The sequence below is a fragment of the Streptomyces sp. GESEQ-35 genome, assembly GCF_017948485.1.
Lineage (GTDB): Bacteria > Actinomycetota > Actinomycetes > Streptomycetales > Streptomycetaceae > Streptomyces.
Genome location: NZ_JAFFSX010000004.1, coordinates 314949 through 340982 on the forward strand (window position 1 = coordinate 314949; position 26034 = coordinate 340982).

24 protein-coding genes and 1 riboswitch are annotated in these 26034 nt (G+C 68.7%); of the genes, 11 read left to right on the top strand and 13 right to left on the bottom strand.

Going from position 1 to position 26034, the window contains the following annotated elements:
* Window positions 1-3: 3 nt before the first annotated feature.
* From KCH87_RS10790 to KCH87_RS10805, 4 genes are all read right to left on the bottom strand, one after another.
* Window positions 4-327 carry a multidrug efflux SMR transporter gene (locus KCH87_RS10790; protein WP_210585749.1) on the bottom strand — a complete coding sequence of 108 codons (324 nt, stop codon included), beginning with the start codon at window positions 325-327 and terminating at the stop codon, window positions 4-6.
* A gap of 105 nt (window positions 328-432) precedes the next feature.
* Window positions 433-1440, bottom strand: coding sequence for a ribosome small subunit-dependent GTPase A (gene rsgA / locus KCH87_RS10795; protein ID WP_210585750.1), 1008 nt, complete (start codon window positions 1438-1440; stop codon window positions 433-435).
* A gap of 9 nt (window positions 1441-1449) precedes the next feature.
* A complete protein-coding gene (gene aroA, locus KCH87_RS10800) occupies window positions 1450-2775 on the bottom strand; it encodes a 3-phosphoshikimate 1-carboxyvinyltransferase (protein WP_210585751.1) in 1326 nt (441 codons plus the stop codon).
* Window positions 2776-2887: 112 nt separating this feature from the next.
* Entirely contained in the window at window positions 2888-3601 is a 714-nt protein-coding gene (locus KCH87_RS10805; RefSeq protein WP_210585752.1) for a M50 family metallopeptidase, read from the bottom strand.
* 50 nt (window positions 3602-3651) lie between these two features.
* On the opposite strand from KCH87_RS10805, the gene KCH87_RS10810 reads away from it, so the two are divergent.
* The 10 genes from KCH87_RS10810 to KCH87_RS10855 all read left to right on the top strand — a co-directional run bounded on the left by KCH87_RS10810 (window position 3652) and on the right by KCH87_RS10855 (window position 13671).
* Complete coding sequence (locus KCH87_RS10810; RefSeq protein WP_210585753.1) at window positions 3652-4467, top strand: SOS response-associated peptidase; 816 nt, start codon at window positions 3652-3654, stop codon at window positions 4465-4467.
* A 10-nt stretch (window positions 4468-4477) separates the two neighbouring features.
* The gene (locus KCH87_RS10815) at window positions 4478-5107 is read left to right on the top strand and encodes an alpha/beta family hydrolase (RefSeq protein ID WP_210585894.1); all 630 of its coding nucleotides are present in this window, start codon (window positions 4478-4480) and stop codon (window positions 5105-5107) included.
* A 257-nt stretch (window positions 5108-5364) separates the two neighbouring features.
* Window positions 5365-6060, top strand: coding sequence for an RNA polymerase sigma factor SigR (sigR, locus tag KCH87_RS10820; protein ID WP_210585754.1), 696 nt, complete (start codon window positions 5365-5367; stop codon window positions 6058-6060).
* The gene (gene rsrA, locus KCH87_RS10825) at window positions 6057-6359 is read left to right on the top strand and encodes a mycothiol system anti-sigma-R factor (protein ID WP_210585755.1); all 303 of its coding nucleotides are present in this window, start codon (window positions 6057-6059) and stop codon (window positions 6357-6359) included. The genes sigR and rsrA overlap by 4 nt, the downstream gene beginning before the upstream one ends.
* A gap of 122 nt (window positions 6360-6481) precedes the next feature.
* On the top strand, window positions 6482-7789 hold the full coding sequence (locus tag KCH87_RS10830; protein WP_210585756.1) for an HD-GYP domain-containing protein: 1308 nt from the start codon (window positions 6482-6484) through the stop codon (window positions 7787-7789).
* Window positions 7786-9030: an HD-GYP domain-containing protein gene (locus KCH87_RS10835; RefSeq protein ID WP_210585757.1), complete on the top strand. Its 1245-nt coding sequence runs from the start codon at window positions 7786-7788 to the stop codon at window positions 9028-9030. Before KCH87_RS10830 ends, KCH87_RS10835 begins: the two co-directional genes overlap by 4 nt.
* A gap of 113 nt (window positions 9031-9143) precedes the next feature.
* Window positions 9144-10124: a hypothetical protein gene (locus KCH87_RS10840; RefSeq protein WP_210585758.1), complete on the top strand. Its 981-nt coding sequence runs from the start codon at window positions 9144-9146 to the stop codon at window positions 10122-10124.
* Window positions 10125-10251: 127 nt separating this feature from the next.
* Window positions 10252-10902 carry a peptide deformylase gene (gene def / locus KCH87_RS10845; protein ID WP_210585759.1) on the top strand — a complete coding sequence of 217 codons (651 nt, stop codon included), beginning with the start codon at window positions 10252-10254 and terminating at the stop codon, window positions 10900-10902.
* Window positions 10903-11212: 310 nt separating this feature from the next.
* The gene (cyc1, locus tag KCH87_RS10850) at window positions 11213-12298 is read left to right on the top strand and encodes an epi-isozizaene synthase (protein ID WP_210585760.1); all 1086 of its coding nucleotides are present in this window, start codon (window positions 11213-11215) and stop codon (window positions 12296-12298) included.
* Window positions 12295-13671: a cytochrome P450 gene (locus KCH87_RS10855; RefSeq protein ID WP_210585761.1), complete on the top strand. Its 1377-nt coding sequence runs from the start codon at window positions 12295-12297 to the stop codon at window positions 13669-13671. The genes cyc1 and KCH87_RS10855 overlap by 4 nt, the downstream gene beginning before the upstream one ends.
* Before the next feature lie 4 nt (window positions 13672-13675).
* Here KCH87_RS10855 and KCH87_RS10860 read toward each other — a convergent pair whose 3' ends face one another.
* The 9 genes from KCH87_RS10860 to KCH87_RS10900 all read right to left on the bottom strand — a co-directional run bounded on the left by KCH87_RS10860 (window position 13676) and on the right by KCH87_RS10900 (window position 24409).
* The gene (locus KCH87_RS10860; RefSeq protein ID WP_210585762.1) at window positions 13676-14641 is read right to left on the bottom strand and encodes a GlxA family transcriptional regulator; all 966 of its coding nucleotides are present in this window, start codon (window positions 14639-14641) and stop codon (window positions 13676-13678) included.
* A gap of 241 nt (window positions 14642-14882) precedes the next feature.
* Window positions 14883-15896, bottom strand: a complete 1014-nt coding sequence (locus KCH87_RS10865) for a ribonucleotide-diphosphate reductase subunit beta (protein WP_210585763.1) — start codon at window positions 15894-15896, stop codon at window positions 14883-14885.
* Entirely contained in the window at window positions 15896-18253 is a 2358-nt protein-coding gene (locus KCH87_RS10870; protein ID WP_210585764.1) for a ribonucleoside-diphosphate reductase subunit alpha, read from the bottom strand. The genes KCH87_RS10865 and KCH87_RS10870 overlap by 1 nt, the downstream gene beginning before the upstream one ends.
* A gap of 121 nt (window positions 18254-18374) precedes the next feature.
* Window positions 18375-18560: riboswitch (cobalamin riboswitch) on the bottom strand.
* Between the two features lie 6 nt (window positions 18561-18566).
* Window positions 18567-19070 (bottom strand): GNAT family N-acetyltransferase, encoded by a 504-nt coding sequence (locus KCH87_RS10875; protein ID WP_210585765.1) that lies wholly within the window; start codon window positions 19068-19070, stop codon window positions 18567-18569.
* A 127-nt stretch (window positions 19071-19197) separates the two neighbouring features.
* Window positions 19198-20823, bottom strand: coding sequence for a monocarboxylate uptake permease MctP (gene mctP / locus KCH87_RS10880; protein WP_210585766.1), 1626 nt, complete (start codon window positions 20821-20823; stop codon window positions 19198-19200).
* Window positions 20820-21074 carry a DUF3311 domain-containing protein gene (locus tag KCH87_RS10885; RefSeq protein ID WP_210585767.1) on the bottom strand — a complete coding sequence of 85 codons (255 nt, stop codon included), beginning with the start codon at window positions 21072-21074 and terminating at the stop codon, window positions 20820-20822. Before KCH87_RS10885 ends, mctP begins: the two co-directional genes overlap by 4 nt.
* 138 nt (window positions 21075-21212) lie before the next feature.
* On the bottom strand, window positions 21213-21413 hold the full coding sequence (locus tag KCH87_RS10890; protein ID WP_210585768.1) for a YbdD/YjiX family protein: 201 nt from the start codon (window positions 21411-21413) through the stop codon (window positions 21213-21215).
* A complete protein-coding gene (locus tag KCH87_RS10895; RefSeq protein WP_210585769.1) occupies window positions 21385-23526 on the bottom strand; it encodes a carbon starvation CstA family protein in 2142 nt (713 codons plus the stop codon). Before KCH87_RS10895 ends, KCH87_RS10890 begins: the two co-directional genes overlap by 29 nt.
* A 118-nt stretch (window positions 23527-23644) precedes the next feature.
* Entirely contained in the window at window positions 23645-24409 is a 765-nt protein-coding gene (locus KCH87_RS10900) for a GntR family transcriptional regulator (protein ID WP_210585770.1), read from the bottom strand.
* 306 nt (window positions 24410-24715) lie between these two features.
* Here KCH87_RS10900 and KCH87_RS10905 point away from each other — a divergent pair, with 306 nt between their 5' ends.
* Window positions 24716-25999: an extracellular solute-binding protein gene (locus tag KCH87_RS10905; protein ID WP_210585771.1), complete on the top strand. Its 1284-nt coding sequence runs from the start codon at window positions 24716-24718 to the stop codon at window positions 25997-25999.
* The last annotated feature ends 35 nt before the right edge of the window (window positions 26000-26034 follow it).

Genomic DNA, 26034 nt, shown 5'->3' on the forward strand with positions numbered 1-26034 from the left:
AGTTCAGTGCGCCGAGCCCGACAGCTGGAGCCCGATGACGCCCACGATCACGAAGCTGATCGAGATGAGCTTGAGCGTCGACACGAGGTCGCCCAGGAAGATCATGCCGTAGATGGCGGTGCCCGCCGCGCCGATGCCCGTCCACACCGCGTAGGCCGGGCCCACGTCGAGTTTCTTCAGGGACAGCGTCAGCAGGCCGAAGCTGCCGAGTGCGAAGATGCAGAACGCGACGGTCGGCCACAGCCTGGTGAAACCGTGCGACAGCTTCAGACAGACGGCGAAACCGGTTTCGAGAAGTCCCGCCACAACCACCAGCAGCCACGCCATGTCTTGTCCTCCCGTGTGTACACGTCGACTGCTTCGTCTGGCTTGGATCGGACTCGGTGCGATTATGCACTTACCGACCTTGCGTGCAGACAAACAACGCGGAGGTCAGTCGCCTTCCTTCCGTTCCCTCGTGGCCAGCAGCCGACGCAGGGAGTACAGCCGTGCCGGGTCCGCATGTCCCTCGGCCACCCACGCGTCCAGCGCGCAGTCGGGCTCGTCGTGACTGCACGCGCGCGGACAGCCCTCGGTGCCCGGCTCCAGGTCGGGGAAGGCGTGAATGACCCGGGACGGATCCACGTGGTGCAGCCCGAAGGACCGTACGCCCGGGGTGTCGATGACCCAGCCGCCGCCGAGCAGTGGCAGCGCGAGCGCCGATGTCGTCGTGTGCCGGCCGCGGCCCGTCACCGCGTTCACATGTCCGGTGCTGCGCCGACGGTCCTTCGGCACCAGTGCGTTGACCAGCGTGGTCTTGCCGACGCCGGAGTGGCCCACGAACGCCGTGATCTTGCCGTCCAGTTGCTCGCGCACCCGGTCCGCCGCGTCGCCGTTCTCCAGCTCCTCGCGGCTGGTGACGACGTACGGGATGTCCAGGGCGCCGTACAGCTCCAGGAGTTCGTCGGGCGGGGCGAGGTCCGACTTCGTGAGCACGAGGAGCGGTTCCAGGCCGCCGGCGTACGCCGCCACCAGGCAGCGGTCGATGAGGCGTGGGCGCGGTTCGGGGTCGGCGAGGGCGGTGACGATGGCGAGTTGGTCGGCGTTGGCGACGACCACGCGCTCGTACGGATCGTCGTCGTCCGCCGTGCGACGCAGGGCCGAAGTGCGTTCCTCGATGCGGACGATGCGGGCGAGCGCGTCCTTCTTGCCGGACATGTCGCCGATGATGGCCACCCGGTCGCCGACGATCGCGGCCTTGCGGCCCAGTTCGCGGGCCTTCACCGCCATCACGATCCGGTCGTCGACGAGGCAGGTCAGGCGGCCGCGGTCGACGGTGAGGACCATTCCCTCGGCCGCGTCCTCGTGCTTGGGGCGGATGTTCGTACGCGGCCGGTTGCCCTTGCGGTTCGGGCGGCTGCGGATGTCGTCCTCGTCGGTGTGCTTGCCGTAGCGGCGCATGGCGTGCCCCTACGCCCCGTCGCTCCCGAGCATCCCGGTCCACAGGTCGGGGAAGTCCGGCAGGGTCTTAGCCGTCGTCGCCACGTTCTCGATCTGCACGCCCTCCACGGCGAGGCCGATGACCGCGCCGGCGGTGGCCATGCGGTGGTCCTCGTACGTGTGGAAGATCCCGCCGTGCAGCCGGCGCGGGCGGATGTGCAGACCGTCGGCGGTCTCGGTGACATCGCCGCCGAGTTCGTTGATCTCCTTGGTGAGCGCGGCCAGTCGGTCCGTCTCGTGCAGACGCAGGTGCGCGACACCGCGGAGCGTGGAGGGCGAGTCGGCGAGGGCGGCCACGGCCGCGATGCCGGGCGTGAGTTCGCCTACGTCGCTCAGGTCGACATCGATGCCATGAATCGCACCGGAACCGGTGAACTCCAGGCCGTACTCGGTCAGTTGGCAGGAACCGCCCATCTCGGTGAAGATCTCGCGCAGCCGGTCACCGGGCTGGGTGGTACGGGCCGGCCAGTCCGGGACGAGCACCTTGCCGCCGGTCACCAGCGCCGCCGCCAGGAACGGCTGGGCGTTGGACAGATCCGGCTCCACCGTCAGGTCCCGGCCGAGCAGCGCGCCCGGCGTGACCCGCCAGACGTTCGGCTCGCCGCCCGACTCCGGGGTGTCCACCTGGGCGCCGACTGCGCGCAGCATGTCCACGGTCATGCGGATGTGCGGGAGGGAGGGCAGGGCCGAGCCGGTGTGGCGGACCTCGACGCCCTGGTTGAAGCGCGGGCCGGAGAGGAGGAGCGCGCTGACGAACTGGGACGACGAGGACGCGTCGATCTCCACCGGGCCGCCGTCCAGCGCCCCGCCGCCGTGCACGGTCAGCGGCAGCGTGCCGCGGCCGTCGTCGTCGATACGGGCGCCGAGGACGCGCAGGGCGTCGAGCACGCCGTTCAGGGGGCGCTCGTAGGACCTCGGGTCGCCGTCGAAGCGGATTTCGCCGTCGGCGAGGGCGGCGACGGGGGGCAGGAAGCGCATGACGGTGCCGGCGTTGCCCACGTCGACGGTGGCCGGGCCGCGGAGGCCTGCCGGCAGGACGCGCCAGGTCTCGCCCGTGCCGTTGGGGCCGACGCCCTCCTCGATGCCCACGCCCATTTCGCGCAGGGCGCCGGCCATCAGCAGGGTGTCGCGTGAGCGCAGCGGGCGGCGGAGCCAGCCGGGCTCGCTTGCGAGGGCGGCCAGGACCAGGGCTCGGTTGGTGACGGACTTGGACCCCGGTACGTGGACCGTCGCGTCGACGGCTCCGCTTGCGTGCGGGGCGGGCCAGAGGGCGGTGTGTGCGTGTTCCGGGGCCATGGGCCCACTCTATAAGTCGGGGGTTGGGTAGGTCGTGTGTCGGCCGCGGGTCCGTTGTGGCTGGTCGCGCAGTTCCCCGCGCCCCTGCGTGATGCGCCCCTTCGGGGCTGCATCACGCATCCAGCAGCCACCGGCCTCCACCTATCAGCGAGCACAGGCTCACCGCATGGAACAGGAACAGCCACAACCCCGCCGGCACATGCGTCAACCTCGACAACTGGTCCGCGTCCGAGTCGCCCGCACCGCCCCGCGACCGCTTCGCCTGCAACTCGAAGGCCGGGCGCACCCCGCCGATCAGCAGGAACCAGACGACCGCGTACGCGAACGCCGCCTGGACCTGGGGACCGGCCAGCCAGGACACGACCACGAACGTGCCGCCGGTGAGGACCACGGTCAGGGCGCCGTAGGCGTTGCGGATCATGACCAGCATCGCCAGGAGCAGGGCCGTGGCCAGCCACAGGAGGAGGGTGATGCGGCCGGCGCCGAGGAGGGCGGCGCCGCCCAGGCCGAGGAGCGGGGGTGCGGTGTAGCCGGCTGAGGCGGTGAGGATCATGCCGAGGCCGTACGGCTTGCCGCGGCTGACGGTGAGGCCGCTGGTGTCGGAGTGCAGGCGTATGCCGGTGAGCTGCCGGCCGGTGACCAGCGCGACCAGGCCGTGGCCGCCCTCGTGGGCGATGGTGATGGCGTTGCGGGCGATGCGCCACAGGCCGTGCGGGACGACCACCGCGACCGCGGCGACGAGGCTCCCGATCACCACCCACAGGTCGGGGTCGGTCTGGGTGCCGACGAGCTCGTCCCACAGAGAGGTCGCTGTGCTGCTGTCCATGTGTCCGGGGTGCTCCCTCTGGTCATTCGGAATCTGGCAGTGTGGCACGTATGTGCGGACGGTATGCATCGAGTCGTAGGCCCGAGGATCTCGCAGGAATCTTTGAGATCGAGAAGTGGGAGCCCGAGGAGACCTTGGAGCCCGACTACAACGTGGCCCCGACCAAAGAGGTCTACGCGGTCCTGGACCGTCCTGTGAAGGACGCCGACGAGAAGCGACCGGTTCGGCAGCTGCGCAAGCTGAAGTGGGGGCTCGTCCCGTCCTGGTCGAAGACCCCCGAGGGCGGCGCCCGGATGATCAACGCCCGCGCGGAGACCGTGCACGAGAAGCCGTCGTACCGCCGTGCCTTCACCACCCGGCGCTGCATCCTGCCCGCCGACGGCTACTACGAGTGGGTCACCGGCACGCAGGAGCGGGACCTGGAGGTCGAGGGGAAGAAGAAGCGGCCGCGCAAGCAGCCGTACTTCGTGCTCCCCGCTGACGGTTCCGTCTTCGCCATGGCGGGGCTGTACGAGTTCTGGCGGGACAAGACGCTGCCCGACGACCATCCGCAGGCCTGGTGGGTGACCTGCTCGGTGATCACGACGGAGGCGGAGCAGACCCCGCTGGCCGTGGCCCCCGCCGACGGGCCGTTCGCGCTGTCCGACATCCACCCCCGGATGCCGCTGATGCTGACGCCCGACCACTGGGACACCTGGCTCGACCCGGCCCGCACCGACCTCGACGACCTGCGCGAACTGCTCGCCCCGCCGCCTCCCGGACTGATGCGCGCCTACCCCGTGACCACCGCGGTCAGCAACGTCCGCAACAACGGGCCGGAGCTGCTGAAGGAGCTGGAGGGGCCCGAGGAGGGCACACTCTTCTAGTGTGACGAGTGTGGCGACCGAGATCATCAGCACGGATGCGGGGGACGCCCGCATCACCTGGCACAGGGCGAGGAAGGCGCGGCTCGTGCTGGCGCTGAGCCATGGCGCGGGCGGCGGCATCGAGGCGCGCGACCTCAGGGCGATCGCCGCCGAGCTGCCGGCGCACGGCGTGACCGTCGCCCTCGTCGAGCAGCCCTGGCGCGTGGCCGGGAAGAAGCTGGCGCCCGCGCCGAAGACGCTGGACGTGGGCTGGCGGGGCCTGTGGCCGGCGCTCGCCAAGCCCGGGTTTCCCGTGATCGCCGGCGGGCGCAGCGCCGGCGCCCGCGTCGCCTGCCGTACGGCGACGGAGCTCGGTGCCTCCGGTGTCCTCGCTCTGAGCTTCCCGCTCCACCCGCCCGGCAAGCCCGAGAAGTCCCGCGCCGACGAGTTGCTCGGCGCCGGAGTGCCGACGCTCGTCGTGCAGGGTGGCAACGACCCGTTCGGGAAGCCGGCGGAGTTCCCGAAGGGCACTCATGAGCTGGTCGAGGTCCCGTACGGCGATCATGGATTCGTCGTGCCGAAGCGGGCGGAGATCACTCAGGAGCGGGCGCTGGAGATCATCACCGGGGCTGTGGTGACGTGGAGCGCGTCACGCGGGTAAAGGGCCGGGAATGTTGCACCGCGGACCACTGTTGTGCGGGACAGAAGTGCTGAGTCACCAGCACCTACGTCGTAGGAGAGGAAGTCCGCCGCATGGGTTCGACCTTCTGCCAGAGGGGCAGCAGCCGCGCTGACCTGGACTGGACGGTGCTGCATGCGGGCAAGACCGCTCCTATTCGAGCGGCGGGCGGACCGGATCGTCGTCTATCCTCCGATTCTGGTGGGACGGGCTTCCGTCCTGCCCGGAATCTTGAGGAGGTGGGTCCGGTCACCGGTACCGACGCAGGGACCGACAACGGCCAGGCGGAGCTGCCCGAGGGCCAGGGCGTCAGCGCGGACGTGAGCACGGAGTCGACCGCGGAGCGCACCGCGCGCTTCGAGCGGGACGCGCTGGAATTCCTCGACCAGATGTATTCGGCCGCTCTGCGGATGACGCGCAACCCGGCCGACGCCGAGGACCTGGTGCAGGAGACGTACGCGAAGGCGTACGCGTCCTTCCACCAGTTCCGCGAGGGCACCAACCTCAAGGCGTGGCTGTACCGGATCCTCACCAACACCTTCATCAACTCGTACCGCAAGAAGCAGCGTGAACCCCAGCGCTCCGCGGCCGAGGAGATCGAGGACTGGCAGCTCGCCCGCGCCGAGTCGCACATGTCGACGGGTTTGCGCTCCGCGGAGTCGCAGGCGCTCGACCACCTGCCCGACTCGGACGTGAAGGAAGCGTTGCAGGCGATCCCCGAGGAATTCCGCATCGCCGTCTATCTCGCGGACGTAGAGGGCTTTGCGTACAAGGAGATCGCGGACATCATGGGGACACCCATCGGTACGGTGATGTCCCGGCTGCACCGCGGCCGCCGTCAACTGCGCGGCATGCTCGAGGACTACGCCCGCGAGCGCGGACTGGTCCCGGCGGGCGCCGGAGAGTCGAACGAAGCGAAAGGCTCGGGCTCATGAGCTGCGGAGAGCCGCACGAGACGGACTGCAGTGAGGTACTCGATCATCTCTACGAGTTCCTCGACAGTGAGATGCCGGACGTCGATCGCGACAAGTTCAAGCAGCACTTCACGGAGTGCTCGCCGTGCCTGGAGAAGTACGGCCTCGAAGAGGCCGTGAAGAAGCTGGTCAAGCGGTGCTGCGGGCATGACGACGTACCCACCGACCTGCGCGCCAAGGTCCTGGGGCGGCTCGATCTGATCCGCTCCGGGCAGACCGTGCCGGACCACGACGTCACCGCGACACCGCAGGAGTCCTGAACTCCCGCCCCGGAACGGGCTGTCGTCACTCGAACGTGCTAACCGCGGGTCATCGGCCCGCGGCAGCCCAACCCGCCGCCCTAGGCTCCTGAGCCTGTACGGGCACTGTCGGGGAGGGCGTCATGGAGGCGATACCAGCGCGGGCACGCGCGTACGTCGCCTGCGTCGTTCTCGGTGCGCTGCTCTGCCTCCTCCCGCTGCCTTCCGTACGGACGCCCTGGTGGGCGGTCGCGCTGCTCGCCGCGCTCTACGCCGGATGCGAGCAGATCACCCGGTGGCGGCTGCTCGGCACCTTCTATCCCGTCCTGCTGGCCGGGGCCTTCCTGCTGCCGCCGCCCGCCGCCGCGCTGGTCGCGGTGCCCGGAGCGCTGCTGTCTCCCGTCGCGGGGCGCCCGCGGGTACTGCGGCGGATCTGGCGGGCGGCGGAACTCGTCGTCGCCGTCCGGGCCGCGGCCGGCGTCCACTGGGCGCTGGGCGGGCGGGACGCGGTCGTGGCGTCCGACTTTCCGTATGCGCTGCTGCCCGCGCTGGGCGCGGTGTCGGCGTTCTGCCTGGTGCTCAGCGTGCTGGACGGCGGGATCCTCGCCCTCGCCGAGAGGGTGCCGGTACGGCGGGCCTGGCGCGGTCTGTTCCTACGGTCCCTTGCGCCGATCGGCGTGCACGGGCTCGCCGGGCTGATGATGGCCGTCCTGTGGCGCAGCCCGTACGGCCCGTTCGCCGCGCTGCTCGTGCTGCTGCCGATGTGTGTGTCGGCCTGGGTGTTCGCGCAGTATCACCGGGAGCGGGCCGCGCATCAGGCGACCATCCGGGCGCTGGTGCAGGCCGTCGACATCAAGGACGGGTACACGCGCGGGCACAGTGAGCGGGTCGGGCAGGCGTCGATGATGATCGCGCGTGAGCTGGGGATGGACGACGAGCGCGTCGAGGTCCTGCGGTTCGCCGGGATCCTGCACGACGTGGGCAAGCTGGGCGTGCCGACGCGGCTGCTGCGCAAGGACGGGCCGCTCACTCCCGAGGAGCGGCGGGTCATCGAGCTGCATCCGGAGTACGGGCACGAGATGGTGCGCGGGATCGCCTTTCTGGGGGAGGCACGGGCGGCGGTGCTGCACCATCACGAGCGGCTGGACGGGAGCGGGTATCCGTACGGGCTGGTGGGAACCCAGATCCCGGAATGTGCGCGGGTGGTGGCGGTCGCCGACGCCTTCGACGCGATGACGTCCACGCGGTCCTACCGCCGGGCCCGGCCGGTCGCGACCGCGCTGGAGGAGCTTCAGCGGTGTGCGGGGGCGCAGTTCGACCCCCGGATGGTCACGGCGCTGGTCCGGTCACTGGGCAGATACGGCTGGAACCCTGCGGTCACCGCGGGGGAGGAACCACCCACCGTCCCACCGGCGCGCCCCGCCCAGAGCCGGCCCGGAGCACACCGATGAGCCCACGCCGGCCGCCGCTGATGCTGCTCATCCACGCGGCCGCGCTCTGCCTGGCAGGCGGCTCCCTCGCCGTCACCCTCTGGACCGGACTCGACGACCGTTCCGTAGCCCTCGCCTTCGCCGTCCTCGTCGCCATCGGCGAGCTCGCCCGGTGGAGCGGAGCCGAGGTCAGGGAGGCCGCGCCGCTCGGGGCCGCGGGGGCACTCGCGTACGCGCTGCTTGGGGAGGACGCGGGACGGGCCACGGAGCACGGCGTCCTGCAGGTCGTCACCGTCGTGCTCGCCGCCTCCCTCGTCGGGAGCGTGCCGCACATCGCACGGGGGCAGGGGCCGACGGCCGATCATCTGGCCCGGCGCGTGCTGACCGTCGGGTTCGCCGCCTTCTGCTTCCAACCCCTGTACAGCCAGGGCGCGTTCGGCAAGGGCGCCGGTCCCGCCTACGCCCTGCTGCTCGTCGCGCTGCTCACGCTCACCGCGCTCTGCGACGCCGTCCTCGCCGCGGCCCTCGCCCGGTCCCGCACCGGCTGGCCCTTCGGACCGCTGCTGCGGGACGAGCTGCGGGGCATGCTCGGGATCGGGTCGGCGGTGGGTGCGACGGGCGCGGTGATGGCGCTCGCGGTGGCCGTCGTCGGGCTGTGGGCGCTGCCCGTGTTCTCGCTTCCGCTGCTGCTCACCCAGCTGTCCTTCCGGCGGTACGCCGCCGTCCGTACGACCTACCGGCAGACCATCGCCTCCCTCGCCCGCGCCACCGAGATCGCCGGGTACACACCCGCCGGGCACGCCCGGCGGGTGGCCGCGCTCAGTGCGGCCGTCGGACGCGACCTGGGACTGTCCGGGCCCGATCTCACCGTCCTGGAGTACGCGGCACTCATGCACGACATCGGTCAGCTCAGCCTTGTCGATCCGGTTCCGGCGGGGGCCACGGCCGTGCTCCCGCTGTCCGAGCAGCGGCGGATCGCGCTGCTCGGCGGAGCCGTCGTACGGCAGACCGGGGTGAGTCCGCAGGTCGCCATGGTCGTGGAACGGCAGGCCGACCCCTGCCGGGAACAGCCGGTGGCCGCGCGGATCGTACGGGCGGTGAACGCCTATGAGGAGAAGGCACGGGACGCCGGGCCGGGCGGGCCGCTGAAGGCCCTGGAGGAGCTGCGGCTCGCGAAGGCGGGGGAGTACGCGCCCGAAGTGGTCGAGTCGCTGGCCAGGGTGCTGTCGAGGGACAGCCTTACCTTGCCCGTGGTTGGGTAACCCATGGGTAATGAGCGCCCTTCCAGCCCTACGTGGTTTGATGCGCAGGAGAGGATGTCCGGGGGCGCGAAAGGCACAGCCAGCCCACTCCACGGAACTGGCAGGCGGGAATCGTGAGGATCTTCGGCAAGGGACGGCACCGGCCCTCCGCCTCCTGGCGGCAGGCCACAGACCGCGCGTTCACACTGATCGGGGACGGTCGGTACGAGGACGCGGGCGCGCTGCTCACACGGGCCGCCGATCTGGAGCCCTGGCTCTCCGAGTCCTGGTTCAACCTCGCCCTGCTGCACAAGTTCCGGCACGACTGGGAGCAGGCCCGGGCGGCGGGCCTCAGGGCCGTCGCACTGCTCGACCGGGAGACCGGCGCACCTGACTGGTGGAACGTCGGCATCGCCGCCACCGCGCTCCAGGACTGGCCGCTGGCCCGGCGGGCCTGGCAGGCGTACGGGCTGCGGGTGCCCGGTGCTCCGGGTGCCGCCGGGGAGCCCGTCGGGATGGACCTGGGCAGTGCGGCCGTACGGCTGTCGCCGGAGGGCGAGGCCGAGGTCGTGTGGGGGCGGCGGCTCGATCCCGCGCGTATCGAGGTGCTGTCCATTCCGCTGCCGTCGTCGGGGCGGCGCTGGGGCGAGGTCGTGCTGCACGACGGCGTCCCGCACGGCGAGCGGACGACCGCGTCGGGCCCTGCGTATCCGGTGTTCGACGAGATCGAGCTGTGGGCGCCTTCTCCCGTGCCGACGTGGGTGGTGTTGCTGGAGGCTGCCAGCGAGGCTGACCGGGATGCGTTGGAGCAGCTCGCTGCCGATGCCGGGTTCGCTGCCGAGGACTGGTCGTCGTCTGTGCGGTTGCTGTGTCGGATGTGCTCCGAGTCGCGGATGCCGTCGGACGAAGGTGACGGGGAGCATCTCGATCCGCACGATCACAGTGAGCCGGGGCATCCTGGGCCGCTGGGGCATCGGACCGACGGGCAGTTGTGGGTGCCGGAGCGGGAGTGTGGCGTTGCGGCGCCGGCCACGCTGGTGCGGGGGTTGTTGGACGGGTGGGTTGCCGACAGTCCGGACTCGCGGGACTGGCGGGATCTGGAAGAGGTTTGCTGAGGACGGCTTTCGACCGCGGGCACGTCGTGGCTGGTCGCGCAGTTCCCCGCGCCCCTGGAGGGGCGCGTCCACGTACCCTGTATCCGCAACTTCACCCTTGTTTTGGTTTAGGAAGGCATCGTCGGTCATGGCGCAGCAGGACACCGATCAGCAGCACGTGGGCGTGCTCCCCGTGGACGACGAGGGTTTCGTCATCGACACCGAGGACGCGGAGGAGCGCGAGAACGCCTGGCGTGAGCGTGGTACCTCGCGGCCGATCACGGTCGTCGGGAACCCGGTGCTGCACAAGGAGTGCAGGGACGTCACCGAGTTCGGCGAGGAGCTCCAGCAGCTGGTCGCGGACATGTTCGCCTCACAGCACACCGCCGAGGGTGTGGGCCTGGCCGCCAACCAGATCGGCGTCGACCTGAAGGTCTTCGTCTACGACTGCCAGGACGACCAGGGCGTCCGGCACGTGGGCGTCGTCTGCAACCCGGTCCTCGTCGAGCTGCCCGCCGAGGAGCGCCGGCTGGACGACAGCAGCGAGGGCTGTCTGTCGGTGCCCACGGCCTACGCCTCGCTCGCCCGGCCGGACTACGCCGAGGTGACCGGGCAGGACGAGCGGGGCAACCCGATCAAGGTGCGCGGCAAAGGCTACTTCTCGCGGTGTTTGCAGCACGAGACCGACCACCTGTACGGCTACCTCTACATCGACCGGCTCTCCAAGCGCGAACGCAAGGACGCGCTGCGGCAGATGGCCGAGAACGAGCCCCGCTACCCCGTGGTCGCGAACGACTGAGGCCGACTGAGGTTGGCCGAAGTCGACTGAGGCCCCACAAGTCCCATCCGTACGGCGTCTGTTCAGGATCCCCTTCCTGACCAGGCGCCGTTCGTGTGTGCGTCGTACGTTCGATCGTATGCGTGCATCCGGTGACCCATATTCAGTCACACAAGGGGACGTTCTCGGCACCGTGGGGTAGTGAATGGAGCAAATGCGTTCCCAGACCGGTCAGTTGTGGTGCTGAATGTAAGTGCGGGGATACGCAACGGCGCACGCCCGGCACAGCGGGAGGGGTGTGTGTCAACTGGCGGCTGAGAGGGGTTTGTTCGTGCATGCTTTCTCGCACAGCACCACATCGACACCGACGGCGGTCGCGGTCCCACCATCACTCTCTCTACAGGTGATCGAGACAGCGTTTCCCAGGCAACTCCATCCGTATTGGCCCAGGCTCCAGGAGAACACCCGCACCTGGCTACTGGAAAAACGGCTCATGCCGGCGAACAAGGTGGAGGAATATGCCGACGGCCTTTGCTACACCGACCTCATGGCGGGCTACTACATTGGTGCCCCCGAGGAGGTCCTCCAGGCGATTGCGGACTACAGCGCGTGGTTCTTCGTCTGGGACGACCGGCACGACCGTGACATCGTGCACGGCAGGACCGCCGCCTGGCGGCGGCTGAGGTTCCGGTTGCATGCGGCCCTCGACTCCCCCGAGGACCATCTGCACCACGAGGATCCCCTGGTCGCGGGGTTCGCGGACAGCATGGTGCGGGTGTACTCGTTCCTGCCCGAGACCTGGAACGCGCGGTTCGCCCGGCACTTCCACACGGTGATCGAGGCGTACGACCGGGAATTCCACAACCGTTCCGAGGGAGTCGTCCCGACGGTCGAGGACTATCTCGCGCTGCGCCGCCTCACGTTCGCGCACTGGATCTGGACCGATCTGCTGGAGCCGAGCGCAGGACTCGAACTGCCGGACGTCGTACGGAAACACCCGGCATACCGCAGGGCGGCTCTGCTGAGCCAGGAATTCGCCGCCTGGTACAACGACCTCTGTTCGCTGCCCAAGGAAATCGCGGGCGATGAGGTGCACAATCTCGGAATCAGCCTCATCAAGCATGAGGGGCTGACGCTGGAAGCGGCGATCGGGGAGGTACGGCGACGCGTCGAGGAATGCATATCCGAATTCCTGGTCGCCGAAAAGAAGGCCCTGCACTTCGCCGACGAACTCGACGACGGAACGGTGCGGGGAAAGGAACTGAGCGCCACCGTGCGGGCCTGTGTCTGCAATATGCGGAACTGGTTCAGCACCGTCTATTGGTTCCACCACGAGTCCGGCCGGTACATGGTCGACTCCTGGGACGACCGGTCCACGCCCCCGTACGTCAACAACGAAGCGGCAGGTGAGAAATGACCGTCGAGTCTGTGAAGCCCGAAGCCCCGGAACTCGAGGCCTCGGAGCTGCGTGAGCCGCCCCTCGCGGGCGGCGGGGTCCCGGGCCTGGGCCACGGCTTCAGGCTGGTCCGTGACCCGCTGGCCTTCATGGCCCGGCTGCGCGAGCACGGCGACGTCGTCCGGCTGAGGCTCGGCCCGAAGACGGTGTACGCCGTCACCACCCCGGCCCTCACCGGAGCGCTGGCACTGAGCACCGACTTCAAGATCGACGGCCCGCTGTGGGAGTCGCTCGAAGGGCTGCTCGGCAAGGAGGGTGTGGCCACCGCGAACGGCCCCCGGCACCGGCGTCAGCGGCGCACCATCCAGCCCGCGTTCCGGCTCGACGCCATCCCGGCGTACGGGCCGATCATGGAGGAGGAGGCGCATGCGCTGACCGAACGCTGGCAGCCGGGGGAGACCGTCGACTGCACCTCCGAGTCGTTCCGGATAGCCGTGCGGATCGCCGCCCGCTGTCTGCTGCGCGGCGACTACATGGACGAGCGGGCGGAGCGGCTGTGTGTCGCGCTCGCGACCGTCTTCCGTGGTATGTACCGGAGGATGGTCGTCCCGCTCGGGCCGCTCTACCGGCTGCCTCTCCCGCCCAACCGCAAATTCAACCGGGCGCTGGCCGATTTGCATCTCCTCGTCGACGAGATCGTCGCCGAACGCCGGGCATCCGGTCAAAAGCCGGACGATTTGCTGACGGCCTTGCTGGAGGCGAAGGACGACAATGGCGACCCCATCGGGGAACAGGAGATCCACGACCAGGTCGTCGCGATACTCACCCCCGGAAGCGAAACGGTGGCGTCCACGATCATGTGGCTGCTGCACATGCTCGCGGAACAACCCGAACACGCGGACAAGGTGAAGGCGGAGGTCGAATCCGTGACCGGCGGCCGGCCCGTCGCATTCGATGACGTCCGCAAGCTCAGGCACACCAACAATGTCGTCGTCGAAGCCATGCGTTTGCGCCCTGCCGTATGGATATTGACGCGACGGGCGGTGACCGACACGGAACTCGGTGGCTACCGCATTCCGGCCGGGGCCGACATCGTGTACAGCCCGTACGCGATCCAGCGCGATGCGCAGTCCTATGCGCACAACCTGGAGTTCGACCCCGACCGCTGGCTGCCCGATCGGGTCAAGGACGTGCCGAAATACGCCATGAGCCCCTTCAGTGTGGGCAACCGCAAGTGTCCCAGCGACCACTTCTCGATGGCCCAGCTGACGCTGGTCACGGCGGCGCTGGCGACCAAGTACCGCTTCGAGCAGGTGTCCGGATCCCAGGACGGGACCCGGGTGGGCATCACACTGCGCCCGCACAAACTGCTGCTGAGGCCCGTACCGAGGTGATGCGTCAGGCCGCTTCGGGGCCCCGGAATGTGCGCCGATAGGCGTTCGGGGTCGTCCCGATCGACCGTACGAACTGATGGCGCAGCGCGGCCGCGGTTCCGAACCCCGTTCGGGCCGCGATCGCGTCCACCGTCTCGTCCGTCGCCTCCAGCAACCGCTGGGCCAGCAGCACGCGTTGGCGCAGGATCCAGCGGTAGGGAGTCGTGCCGGTCTCCTGCTGGAAGCGGCGGGCGAAGGTGCGCGGGGACATATGGGCGCGGATGGCGAGCTGTTCGACGGTGACCTCCTCGTCGAGGTGCTCCTCCATCCACACCAGCACCTCGCCGACGGTGTCGCACTGCGACCGGGGCAGCGGCCGCTCGATGTACTGGGCCTGCCCGCCGTCCCGGTGCGGCGGTACGACCATGCGGCGGGCGATGGCGTTGGCGACCTCCGGCCCCTCGTCCTTGCGCACGATGTGCAGACAAGCGTCGATGCCGGATGCCGTGCCCGCCGAGGTGATCACCGGGCCCTCGTCCACGTACAGCACATCGGGCTCGATGATCGCGCGCGGGAAGCGCCGGGCCAGCTCGTCCGCCTGCCGCCAGTGCACCGCGCACCGCCGCCCGTCGAGCAGTCCGGCGGCACCGAGGACAAAGACGCCGGAGCAGACGCTGAGCACCCGGGCGCCCCGGTCCGTGGCCCTGACCAGGGCGTCGAGCAGGGCGGGCGGATATTCGCGCGCGGTGTAGTCGCGCCCCGCCGGTACCGCGATCAGGTCGGCCTCGTCGAGCCGCTCCAGGCCGTACGGCGTGGAGACCGTGAACCCGGGGACATGGGTGCGCAGCTCGGGGCCCTCCGCCGAGACGACCGCGAAGTCGTACACCGGCAGCCCCTCGTCGCTGCGGTCGAGGCCGAACACCTCACAGACCACACCGAGTTCGAAGGGATGAACGCCGTCGAGCAGGGCGACGGCCACGTTCTTCAGCATGCTGCCAGTGTGCCTCAGATCTGGCAGTAATTCGAGGGTGTGCGACAGTCCTGCCACTGTCAGGAGTGTCATGCCAGTACGAGACTTACCGCATGAACACATTCCTCGAGTACATGGCCATCGTGATCCTCTTCTCCCTCCTCGGGGGTCCGGCGATCGTGGGTGCGATCCACGACCGCCGGATCGACCGTCAGCTGAGGGAGGCGGAACGGAAGACCCAGCCTCGGACTCAGACTCGGACTCAGAAGTCCTCGTCCAGGTCGACGGAGCCCTCCACCGCCACCTGGTACGCCGAAGGACGCCGCTCGAAGAAGTTGGTGAGTTCCTGAACCCCCTGCAACTCCATGAAGGAGAAGGGGTTCTCGGAGCCGTACACCGGCGCGAAACCGAGGCGGCTCAGCCGCTGGTCGGCAACACACTCCAGGTACTGCCGCATCGATTCCGTGTTCATCCCGGGGAGGCCGTCACCACAGAGGTCGCGCGCGAACTGAAGCTCGGCCTCGACGGCCTCCCTCAGCATGTCGGTGACCTGCTGCTGAAGCCGGTCGTCGAAGAGCTCCGGCTCCTCCTTGCGGACGGTGTCGACCACGTCGAACGCGAAGCTCATGTGCATCGTCTCGTCGCGGAACACCCAGTTGGTGCCGGTCGCCAGGCCGTGCAGCAGACCCCGGCTGCGGAGCCAGTAGACGTAGGCGAAGGCGCCGTAGAAGAACAGGCCCTCGATGCACGCGGCGAAGCAGATGAGGTTGAGCAGGAAGCGGCGGCGGTCGGCCTGTGTCTCCAGGCGGTCCAGCTTCTCGACCTCGTTGATCCACTTGAAGCAGAACTCGGCCTTCTCGCGGATGGAGGGGATGTTCTCCACGGCGTCGAAGGCGGCGGCCCTGTCCTCCGGGTCGGGGAGGTAGGTGTCCAGCAGCGTCAGATAGAACTGGACGTGGACGGCCTCCTCGAAGAGCTGGCGGGACAAGTACAGCCGCGCCTCGGGGGAGTTGATGTGCTTGTAGAGCGTCAGCACGAGGTTGTTCGCCACGATCGAGTCGCCCGTCGCGAAGAACGCGACCAGCCGGCCGATCAGGTGCTGCTCGGCGGGCGTGAGCTTGGCGAGGTCGGCGACGTCCGAGTGGAGGTCGACCTCCTCCACGGTCCAGGTGTTCTTGATGGCGTCCCGGTAGCGCTCGTAGAAGTCCGGGTAGCGCATCGGGCGGAGAGTCAGCTCGAAGCCGGGGTCGAGCAGGTTCTGGTTGTTGCTGGGCATTACTGGCAGGCCTCGCAGGACTCGGGGTTTTCCAGGGAGCAGGCGACGGCGTCTTCGGCGGTCGTCTGTGCAGGGACAGTGGTTTGGGCCTGGGCCGCGCGGGCGATGCGGGTCGCCGGGCGCGAGCGCAGGTAGTACGTCGTCTTCAGGCCCTGCTTCCAGGCGTACGCGTACATCGAGGAGAGCTTTCCGATGGTCGGCGTCTCCAGGAAGAGGTTCAGCGACTGGGACTGGTCCAGGTACGGGGTACGGGCGGCCGCCATGTCGATAAGGCCGCGCTGCGGGATCTCCCACGCCGTGCGGTACAGCGCCCGAACGTCCGCCGGGATCCAGGCGAACTCCTGCACCGAGCCACCCGACTCACGCAGCGCCTCACGGCTGCGCGCGTCCCAGACGCCCAGCGCCTTCAGGTCGTTCACCAGGTACGAGTTGACCTGGAGGAACTCGCCGGACAGGGTCTCCCGCTTGAAGAGGTTGGACACCTGCGGCTCGATGCACTCGTACACGCCGGCGATGGACGCGATGGTGGCGGTGGGGGCGATGGCCAGGAGCAGCGAGTTGCGCATGCCGACGGCGGCGATGCGTTCGCGCAGGGCCTCCCAGCGCTCCGGCCAGGTCAGCTCGACGTCGTAGTGGTCGGGGTGCAGAACACCCTTGGCGGTACGGGTCTTCTGCCAGGCGGGGAGGGGCCCGTTGCGCTCGGCGAGGTCGGCGGAGGCCTCGTACGAGGCGAGCATGATGCGCTCGGCGATCCGGGTGGAGAGGGCTTTGGCCTCGGGCGAGTCGAAGGGCAGGCGAAGTTTGAAGAAGACGTCCTGGAGGCCCATCGCGCCCAACCCGACGGGGCGCCACTTCGCGTTGGACCGGCCCGCCTGCTCGGTCGGGTAGAAGTTGATGTCGACGACGCGGTCGAGGAAGGTGACGGCGGTGCGGACGGTTTCGTCCAGGCGCTCCCAGTCGATGTCGCCGGTCGTCGTGTCGACAAAGGAACCCAGATTGACCGAACCCAGGTTGCACACGGCCGTCTCGCCGTCGTCCGTGACCTCCAGGATCTCCGTGCAGAGGTTGGAGGAGTGGACGACCTGGCCGGGCTCGGCCGTCTGGTTGGCGGTGCGGTTGGCGGCGTCCTTGAAGGTCATCCAGCCGTTGCCGGTCTGCGCGAGGGTGCGCATCATGCGGCCGTACAGGTCACGGGCCGGGATGGTCCTGCGCGCGAGGCCCTGCGCTTCGGCCTCGCGATACGCCGCGTCGAACTCCTCGCCCCACAGGTCCGTCAGTTCGGGCACATCCGCGGGGGAGAAGAGGGACCACACACCGTCCGCGTTCACCCGGCGCATGAACTCGTCCGGGATCCAGTGCGCGAGGTTCAGGTTGTGCGTACGGCGGGCGTCCTCACCGGTGTTGTCGCGCAGCTCCAGGAACTCCTCGATGTCGGAGTGCCAGGTCTCCAGGTAGACCGCGGCCGCACCCTTGCGCCGGCCGCCCTGGTTCACGGCGGCCACCGAGGCGTCGAGGGTCTTCAGGAACGGGACGATGCCGTTGGAGTGCCCGTTCGTGCCGCGGATCAGTGAACCGCGGGAGCGGATGCGGGAGTACGCGATGCCGATGCCGCCGGCGTGCTTCGAGAGCCGGGCCACCTGGTGGTAGCGGTCGTAGATGGAGTCCAGCTCGTCCTTGGGGGAGTCGAGGAGGTAGCAGGACGACATCTGGGGGTGCCGGGTGCCGGAGTTGAAGAGCGTGGGGGAGGACGGGAGGTAGTCGAGGCGGCTCATGAGCCGGTAGAGCGCGGCGACTTCGTCGACCGACCTCGTCGTGTCGTCCTCGGCGAGACCGGCGGCGACGCGGAGCATGAAGTGCTGCGGCGTCTCGATCACCTTGCGGGTGATGGGGTGCCTCAGGAGGTAGCGGCTGTGCAGCGTGCGCAGGCCGAAGTAGCCGAAGCGGTCGTCGGCGTTCCGGTCGATCAGGTCGTCGAGGCGGGCCGTGTGCAGCCGTACGAACTCGGCGGTGCGATCGGCGATCAGACCCTCGCGGTGGCCGACGGCGACCGACTCGGAGAACGACATGACGCCCTGCGAGGCGGCCTCGGCGGCGATGCTGATCGTCAGCAGCCGGGCGGCCAGCCGCGAATGGACGGGGTCCTCGGAGATGAGGCCGGCCGCCGCCTCGGTGGCCAGCTCGCGCAGCTCCGACTCGTCCGCCCGCGCGGACCGGCCGCGCAGCGTGGCGGCGGCGACCCGGCCGGGGTCGACGTCGGGGAGGTCGGCGGTCAGCTCGGTCAGGGTCCGCAGCAATGCGGTTCCCGGGCCGTCGGGGTCCTGGATCGCTGAGGCCGGTTCGGCTGGCGCGATGGTCACTTGGGGCTCTCCCTCGCTCGGCACGGGGCCTTGCGGAGGGCAGGGGGCAGCTCACGAGCGCACACGGCGTCGCGTCCACCGGCCCATTCCACGAGGCCCGGACGTCTCGCACCCGGACCGGGTGGTCGGGTGCGCCGTCGGCAGGTCCTCGGACTGACCATGTGCACGCCGCTTCTGGGAACAGACATGCACAAGTACACCGTTGCGGGACAGTTCCGGATTCGCACCGGATTCCCCTGTGGCGACAGCGAGCACGAGCATACATCTTGTGCCGGGTGAGAACAGCACCACCATATGTTGTGTCGTGTCGGCTTCAGAGCGTCAACTGATAGGTGAGCAGAGTGAACTCGGGGTGCTCCGGGATCGGGTGCCAGTCGCGTTCCGGGGCCCGGGTGAAGCCGAGACGTTCGTAGATGCGGTGGGCCGCGTGCATCAAGTCCTGGGTCGACAGGACTATGCCGGTGCGCTCCGCGCTGCGTGCCCGGTCGACGCAGGCTCGCACGAGGGCCTCTCCGGCGCCTCTGCCGCGGGCCGCCCGGGCGACGGCGAGCATGCGGATCTCCGCCTCTCCGGGGCGGGCGAGATCGGCCATGGGGCCGGGGGAGGGTACGAAGGTGACTCCGCCGAGGAGTTGGTCTTGGTCCGTGGCCACCAGCACCTCGGCGGCGGCGGCCCGTTTGGCCACGTCCTTCAGTTCGCCCAGGTACCAGTCGCTCTCGCCGAAGGTCAGGAGGCCGTCCTGGAGGTAGGCCTGGGCGGTGATGTCGCCGAGAGTTTCGTATTCGGTGGGTTGTACTCGCCGGATGAGGATGTCCATGGGACGAGTGTGCGGGTTGGGTACGACAACGGGCCGCCGATTTTCTTGCTGTCGGCGGCCCGCTGCGGGTTCGTCGTGGCTGGTCGCGCAGTTCCCCGCGCCCCTTAGGTGGGGACAGTCACCAGCATCAATGCACTGCGCCAGCTGTTGCCGGGGGCAGCTCCGTCTTGACTCCCGGGTCTCCCGCGTCCGCCGTGTAGTCCGCAGGGGACGTCTCGTCGATGCCCTCCGGTGCCTTGACCGCCTTGAGTACGAAGGTCAGCACCACTGTCACCAGCACGTTCAGCACGAACGCGGTGAGGCCGATGTAGCCGATCTCGCCGATGCCGGGGATCTCCTTCGAGGAGCCGCCGAAGTGCTTCTGGGTCGGGGAGGCGACCCCGTAGGCGGCGATGGTGCCGTAGAGCATGCCGACCGCCCAGCCCGCCAGCAGGGCCCAGCGGTGGAACCAGCGGGTGAAGAGGCCGCCGACCAGGGCCGGGAACGTCTGGAGGATCCAGATGCCGCCCAGCAGCTGGAAGTTGATCGCGACGGTCTTGTCCATGGTCAGGACGAAGACCAGCGCACCCACCTTCACCAGCAGGGACACCAGCTTGGAGACCTTGGTCTCCTGCTCCGGCGTGGCGTCCGGCTTGATGAAGTCCCTGTAGATGTTGCGGGTGAAGAGATTCGCGGCCGCGATGGACATGATGGCCGCCGGCACCAGGGCGCCGATGCCGATCGCCGCGAAGGCCACGCCCGCGAACCAGGACGGGAACATGTCCTCGAAGAGCTGCGGGATCGCCAACTGCCCGTTGCTGACCTTGACTCCGGCCGCGATCGCCATGAAGCCCAGCAGCGCCAGCAGACCGAGCATCAGTGAGTACAGCGGCAGGATGGTCGTGTTGCGGCGGATCACCTCACGGCTCTTGGAGGACAGCGTCGCCGTGATCGAGTGCGGGTACATGAAGAGCGCGAGGGCGGAGCCCAACGCCAGCGTGGCGTACGTCCACTGCCCCGCCTCGCCCGGAGCCAGCGCCCCGCGCGGCGCACCCGTCGCCGGGTTGGTCTGGCTGAACGCCTCGCCCGCCTTGGCGAAGATGTCGTCGAACCCGCCCAGCTTGATCGGGATGTAGATGATCGCCACCGCGATGACGATGTAGATCAGCGTGTCCTTCACGAACGCGATCAGCGCGGGTGCGCGCAGCCCCGACGAATAGGTGTATGCGGCCAGCACACCGAACGCGATCAGCAGCGGCAGATCCTTGACGAACCAGTTGGTGTCCTCACCGCCACCGACGCCCATCACGTCCAGGACGGCCTGGATGCCGACCAGTTGGAGCGCGATGTACGGCATCGTCGCGAGGATGCCGGTGACGGCCACGGCGAGGGACAGGCCCTTCGAGCCGAACCGGCCGCGCACGAAGTCGGAGGTCGTCACGTACCCGTGCTTGTGCGAGACCGACCACAGGCGGGGCAGGAACGTGAAGATCAGCGGGTAGATCAGGATCGTGTAGGGCACCGCGAAGAAGCCGGCCGCGCCCGCAGCGTAGATCGCCGCCGGTACGGCGACGAAGGTGTACGCGGTGTAGAGGTCGCCGCCGAGCAGGAACCAGGTGACCCAGGTGCCGAACGACCGTCCGCCCAGACCCCATTCGTCCAGGCTCTGCTCGTCGGACCGGCGCCAGCGCGCGGCCAGGAAGCCCATGACCGTGACGGCCAGGAAGAAGATGATGAAGACGGCGAGTGCGACGCCGTTCACGCCGTCCTTCACTTGGCGGCACCCCCCTGGCGGGCACGCTGGTCGCGCTGCCACAGCTTGTACGCGATCATCGTCAGCGCCGTGGAGATCAGCACCCACGCCATCTGGTACCAGTAGAAGAACGGGATGCCGATGAAGGTCGGGTCCGTCTTGGCGTACGAACCGACCCAGAGCATCGCCACAAACGGGGCGAAGAGGCAGAGACCGATGATCACCCGGACCGGTGTCACCACCGGTGGTCTCGCTTCAGGCACTTCTGACATACCGCGGCTCCGTCCCCTCACTGATCACCTGTTTAACGCGCAGGCAATCTAGGCGACGGTGTCAGGAAAGCGGAAGCCCTCGTCCGCATATCGGTATGTGGCGGTTCTGTGTCTGCCCGAGCGGCCGGGTGTCCGCCCTCAGCAGCAGCGGAAACCCTGCCGCGGGTCCTCCTCCTGCCGGTCCGTACGCATCCGCTCGAAGTCACGTCGGGACGGAACTTCGGCCTGGGGATGGCCTTTCCGTACATGCGCGACATAGCGTTCGTATGCCGATTCGTCGGTCAATTCCCGCACGTACCAGCGCACGCCCCTAAGAGCTCGTGCCACTGCCGACCGCATCGCGCGCCACCTCTTCCTTCTCCTCCCGGGTCGGGATCAGCCCGGCCGGGGCGACGATCTTCGACTCGACGTACGGCGTCTCGCTCAGCGTGGACAGCGCCGGGCGGCGGACATGCCGGACGCAGACACGGGTCGCATCGACGATCACGATGATGATGAGCAGCGCGAGGACGGCCGTGAGGACGCCGTCCACCGTGGAGTTGGTGACCACGGTGCGCATGTCGTCCATCGACTTGGCGGGCGCCAGTACCTCGCCCCGGTCGATGGCGTCCTGGAACACCTGGCGTTGCTTGAAGAAGCCCACCTTCGGGTCGGACGAGAACACCTTCTGCCAGCTGGCGGTCAGCGTGACCGTCGCGTCCCAGGCCAGCGGAACCGCGGTGACCCAGGCCCACTTGAGGCGCCCGGACTTCACCAGCAGCGTCGTGCAGACGGCCAACGCGACCGCGGCCAGCAACTGGTTGGAGATGCCGAAGATCGGGAAGAGCTGGTTGATTCCGCCGAGCGGCTCGTGCACGCCGACCCACAGGAAGTAGCCCCACAGCCCGCACACGATGCCGCTGGTGATGACCAGGCCGGGCTTCCAGCTCACGTTCTTGAAGGGCCGGTAGACGTTGCCCAGGGTGTCCTGGAGCATGAAGCGGCCGACGCGCGTGCCGGCGTCCAGCGCGGTCAGGATGAACAGTGCCTCGAACATGATCGCGAAGTGGTACCAGAAGGCCTTGAGGCTCCCGCCGGTCACCTCGGAGAAGATCTGCGAGACCCCGACGGCGAGGGTGGGTGCGCCGCCGGTCCGGGACAGCAGGGTCGACTCCTCCACGTCCCGAGCCGCCTGGGCGAGATCGGCGGGGGAGATCTGGTAGCCCCAACTGCCCACCACCTGCGAGGCGTTCTCCACGGTCGTGCCGATCACGCCGGCCGGCGCGTTCATCGCGAAGTACAGCCCCGGGTCGATGATGCTCGCCGCCACCAACGCCATGATCGCGACCGACGACTCCATCAGCATGGAGCCGTAGCCGATCATCCGGATCTGCGTCTCCTTCTGGATCATCTTCGGCGTCGTGCCGGACGAGATGAGCGAGTGGAAGCCGGACAGGGCGCCGCAGGCGATGGTGATGAAGACGAACGGGAAGAGCGAACCCGCGAACACCGGCCCGTCGCCGCGCGAGGCGAAGTCGGTGACCGCGGGCATCTTCAGCGTCGGCAACGCGATCACGACGCCGAGCGCCAGCAGCAGGATGGTGCCGATCTTCATGAAGGTGGACAGGTAGTCGCGCGGCGCGAGCAGCATCCACACCGGCAGGATCGAGGCGATGAAGCCGTACGCCACCAGCCAGATGACCAGCGTGGAGGGGGCGAGGGTGAAGGTGTCGGCCCAGGACGACTCGGCGACCCAGCGGCCGGCGATCAGCGCGAACAGCAGCAGGGCGACGCCGATGAGGGAGACCTCGGCGACCCGGCCCGGGCGCAGCACCCGCAGATAGAAGCCCATCAGCAGCGCGATGGGGATCGTCATCGCGATGGAGAAGGTGCCCCAGGGGGACTGCGCGAGGGCGTTGACGATGACCAGCGCCAGCACCCCGAGCAGGATGATCATGATGGCGAAGGCGGCCAGCAGCGCCGCCGCGCCACCGAACGGACCGATCTCCTCACGTGCCATCTGCCCCAGGGACCTGCCGTCCCTCCGGGTGGAGAAGAACAGCACCACCATGTCCTGGACCGCGCCGGCGAAGATGACGCCCACGATGATCCAGATCGTGCCCGGCAGATACCCCATCTGCGCGGCCAGCACCGGCCCGACCAGTGGTCCGGCGCCGGCGATCGCGGCGAAGTGGTGGCCGAGCAGGACCCGGCGGTCGGTGGGGTGGAAGTCGATGCCGTTGTTGAGCCGCTCCGCCGGAGTGGCCCGGGTCTTGTCGACCTTGAGGACCTTGTACGCGATGAACTTGGAGTAGAAGCGGTAGCCGATCGCGTACGAGCCGAGGGCCGCCGCGACCATCCAGGCGGCGGAGACGTCCTCGCCCCTGGCCAGCGCGAGCACCGCCCAGCCGACGGCCGCGACCAGCGCGACGAGGCTCCAGATGACGATGGTTCGAACGTTCGCGGTGCGCACCGGGTCGTCCTCCCGTCCAAGCGATGTCGGGAGGACCGTAGAACAGGAATGTGATCTGCGCTACACCGTGCGCAGGTGTTCGCTCTACGAACGGGCTCTGTTTTACAAGGGGATCGATTTACTCCGCGGGCCGCTTGAGGCGAGCCACGAACTTGTAGCGGTCTCCCCGGTACACCGAGCGCACCCACTCCACCGGCTGTCCCTCCCGGTCCAGGGAGTGGCGGGACAGCATCAGCATCGGCAGGCCGACGTCGGTGCCGAGCAGGCCGGCCTCGCGCGGGGTGGCGAGCGAGGTCTCGATGGTCTCCTCGGCCTCGGCGAGATGGACGTCGTAGACCTCGGCGAGGGCGGTGTAGAGGGACGTGTACTTCACGAGGCTGCGGCGGAGCGCGGGGAAGCGCTTCGCGCTCAGGTGCGTCGTCTCGATCGCCATCGGCTCGCCGTTCGCCATGCGCAGGCGCTCGATGCGGAGCACCCGGCCGCCGGCCGTGATGTCGAGGAGCTCGGCGAGGCGGTCGTCGGCGGTGATGTAGCCGATGTCGAGGAGCTGGGAGGTGGGTTCGAGGCCCTGGGCGCGCATGTCCTCGGTGTACGAGGTCAGTTGGAGGGCCTGCGAGACCTTGGGCTTGGCGACGAACGTGCCCTTGCCCTGGATCCGCTCCAGGCGTCCCTCGACGACCAGTTCCTGGAGCGCCTGGCGCACGGTCGTGCGCGAGGTGTCGAACTCCGCGGCGAGGGTTCGCTCGGGCGGGACCGGAGTACCCGGCGCCTGCGTCTCCGTCATGTCAAGCAGGTGCTTTTTCAGGCGGTAGTACTTGGGCACGCGTGCGGTACGGACGGTGGCCCCACTCTCGTTCTCCGCACTGCTGACGTCGGTGCTCATGCCCTGCCTTCCCGGGTCCGGATGCGGCTCACATCGTGATCCCCTCTGTATACCGCCGCCGCATCTTTTGGTCTAGTCCACAGAGGCGAGTGGTCTAGCGGACGAGAGTACTCCGGGCCCACTGATTTCGCTGGTTTCTTACTTAAAGGTTCCTGCATATGTAGGTCGCATAACGGCTGGTCGGAGCCGTTTCGAGCACCCTTGACACACGTGTTGGTCTGGTCCAAGCTCCCGGTACTGGTCTACACCATTGGTCCAGTCCCGGCCCCAATGGCGGTACGGGGGGGCATCCCTGAGGAGGGTGGCGTGAAGCGCAAGCTGATAGCCGCGATCGGTATCGCGGGCATGATGGTCTCCATCGCGGCGTGCGGTGACAGTGACAGCGGGGGCTCGGACAACACCGGCGCGGACGCCAAGGAGCTGACCGTCTGGCTCACCGTCGACGCCCAGAACAACTGGCCCGAACTGGTGAAGGCCGCCGACGACGCGATCAAGAAGAAGCACCCCGGCATCAAGATCAACCACGAGTACTACGGCTGGCCCGACAAGAACGCCAAGCTCGACGCCGTCCTCGCCACCGACAAGGCCCCCGACGTGGTCGAGATGGGCAACACCGAGATGCTGAGCTACATGGTCAAGGGTGCCTTCGCCCCCGTCGACCCGGCGAAGTTCGAGAACTCGGACGCCTGGCTGGACGGCCTCAAGGCCTCGGTGACGTACGAGGACAAGACGTACGGCGTCCCGTACTACGCCGGCGGCCGCGTCGCCAACTGGCGTACGGACGTTGCGGAATCGGTCGGCGTGAAGTCGGCCCCGAAGACGTACGAGGAGCTGACCGCCGCCCTGGACAAGATCCAGGAGGAGAAGGGCGACAAGTTCAGCGCCTGGTACCAGCCCACCCGCGACTGGTACGCGGCCATGTCCTTCGTCTACGACGCCGGTGGCGCCATCGCCGAGGAGTCCGGCGGCCAGTGGAAGGGCAGCCTCTCCTCGCCCGAATCCCTCAAGGGCCTCACCGAGTTCAAGAACGTCGTCGACAAGTACATGCACGGCGACAAGACCAAGGACGAGTCCGACCGCTACATCGTCTACGGCCAGGCCAAGTCCGCCATGATCTTCGGCGCGGCCTGGGAGGGCGCGACCGCCGAGGACCCGAAGAACGACAAGACCGGTGACCTCAAGGGCAACCTCGAGAACTTCGTGATGCCCGGCCCGTCCGGCAAGAACATCCCCGTCTTCCTGGGCGGCTCCGACCTCGCCGTCCCGGTGAAGTCCGACGCGCAGGCCGTCGCCGCCGAGTGGATCAACGCGCTCACCGGCGCCTCCGGTCAGAAGGGTCTGATGGGGAAGGGCAACCTGCCCAACAACAAGACGGACCTCGCCACCCTGAAGGACGACCCGGCGACGGTCGTCCCGGCCACCGCGGCCGAGTCCAACTGGTTCGTCCCGATGGCGCCGGGCTGGGGCCAGGTCGAGAAGGCCCAGGTCCTCCAGACCATGCTCCAGTCGATCGGCACCGGCAAGAAGTCGGTCGAGGCCGCCGCGAAGGAAGCGGACGCCGCGATCGACAAGGTCATCAACACCAAGTGACCTGAAGCGGGGCCCCGTTGCAGGCGGGGCCCTGC

Bases quoted from the DNA above. Each gene is read 5' to 3' on its own strand.
- KCH87_RS10790 (WP_210585749.1), bottom strand. From the start codon at position 327: ATGGCGTGGCTGCTGGTGGTTGTGGCGGGACTTCTCGAAACCGGTTTC.
- rsgA (WP_210585750.1), bottom strand. From the start codon at position 1,440: ATGCGCCGCTACGGCAAGCACACCGACGAGGACGACATCCGCAGCCGC.
- aroA (WP_210585751.1), bottom strand. From the start codon at position 2,775: ATGGCCCCGGAACACGCACACACCGCCCTCTGGCCCGCCCCGCACGCA.
- KCH87_RS10805 (WP_210585752.1), bottom strand. From the start codon at position 3,601: ATGGACAGCAGCACAGCGACCTCTCTGTGGGACGAGCTCGTCGGCACC.
- KCH87_RS10810 (WP_210585753.1), top strand. From the start codon at position 3,652: ATGTGCGGACGGTATGCATCGAGTCGTAGGCCCGAGGATCTCGCAGGA.
- rsrA (WP_210585755.1), top strand. From the start codon at position 6,057: ATGAGCTGCGGAGAGCCGCACGAGACGGACTGCAGTGAGGTACTCGAT.
- KCH87_RS10830 (WP_210585756.1), top strand. From the start codon at position 6,482: ATGGAGGCGATACCAGCGCGGGCACGCGCGTACGTCGCCTGCGTCGTT.
- KCH87_RS10835 (WP_210585757.1), top strand. From the start codon at position 7,786: ATGAGCCCACGCCGGCCGCCGCTGATGCTGCTCATCCACGCGGCCGCG.
- def (WP_210585759.1), top strand. From the start codon at position 10,252: ATGGCGCAGCAGGACACCGATCAGCAGCACGTGGGCGTGCTCCCCGTG.
- KCH87_RS10855 (WP_210585761.1), top strand. From the start codon at position 12,295: ATGACCGTCGAGTCTGTGAAGCCCGAAGCCCCGGAACTCGAGGCCTCG.
- KCH87_RS10860 (WP_210585762.1), bottom strand. From the start codon at position 14,641: ATGCTGAAGAACGTGGCCGTCGCCCTGCTCGACGGCGTTCATCCCTTC.
- KCH87_RS10865 (WP_210585763.1), bottom strand. From the start codon at position 15,896: ATGCCCAGCAACAACCAGAACCTGCTCGACCCCGGCTTCGAGCTGACT.
- KCH87_RS10875 (WP_210585765.1), bottom strand. From the start codon at position 19,070: ATGGACATCCTCATCCGGCGAGTACAACCCACCGAATACGAAACTCTC.
- KCH87_RS10885 (WP_210585767.1), bottom strand. From the start codon at position 21,074: ATGTCAGAAGTGCCTGAAGCGAGACCACCGGTGGTGACACCGGTCCGG.
- KCH87_RS10890 (WP_210585768.1), bottom strand. From the start codon at position 21,413: ATGCGGTCGGCAGTGGCACGAGCTCTTAGGGGCGTGCGCTGGTACGTG.
- KCH87_RS10900 (WP_210585770.1), bottom strand. From the start codon at position 24,409: ATGAGCACCGACGTCAGCAGTGCGGAGAACGAGAGTGGGGCCACCGTC.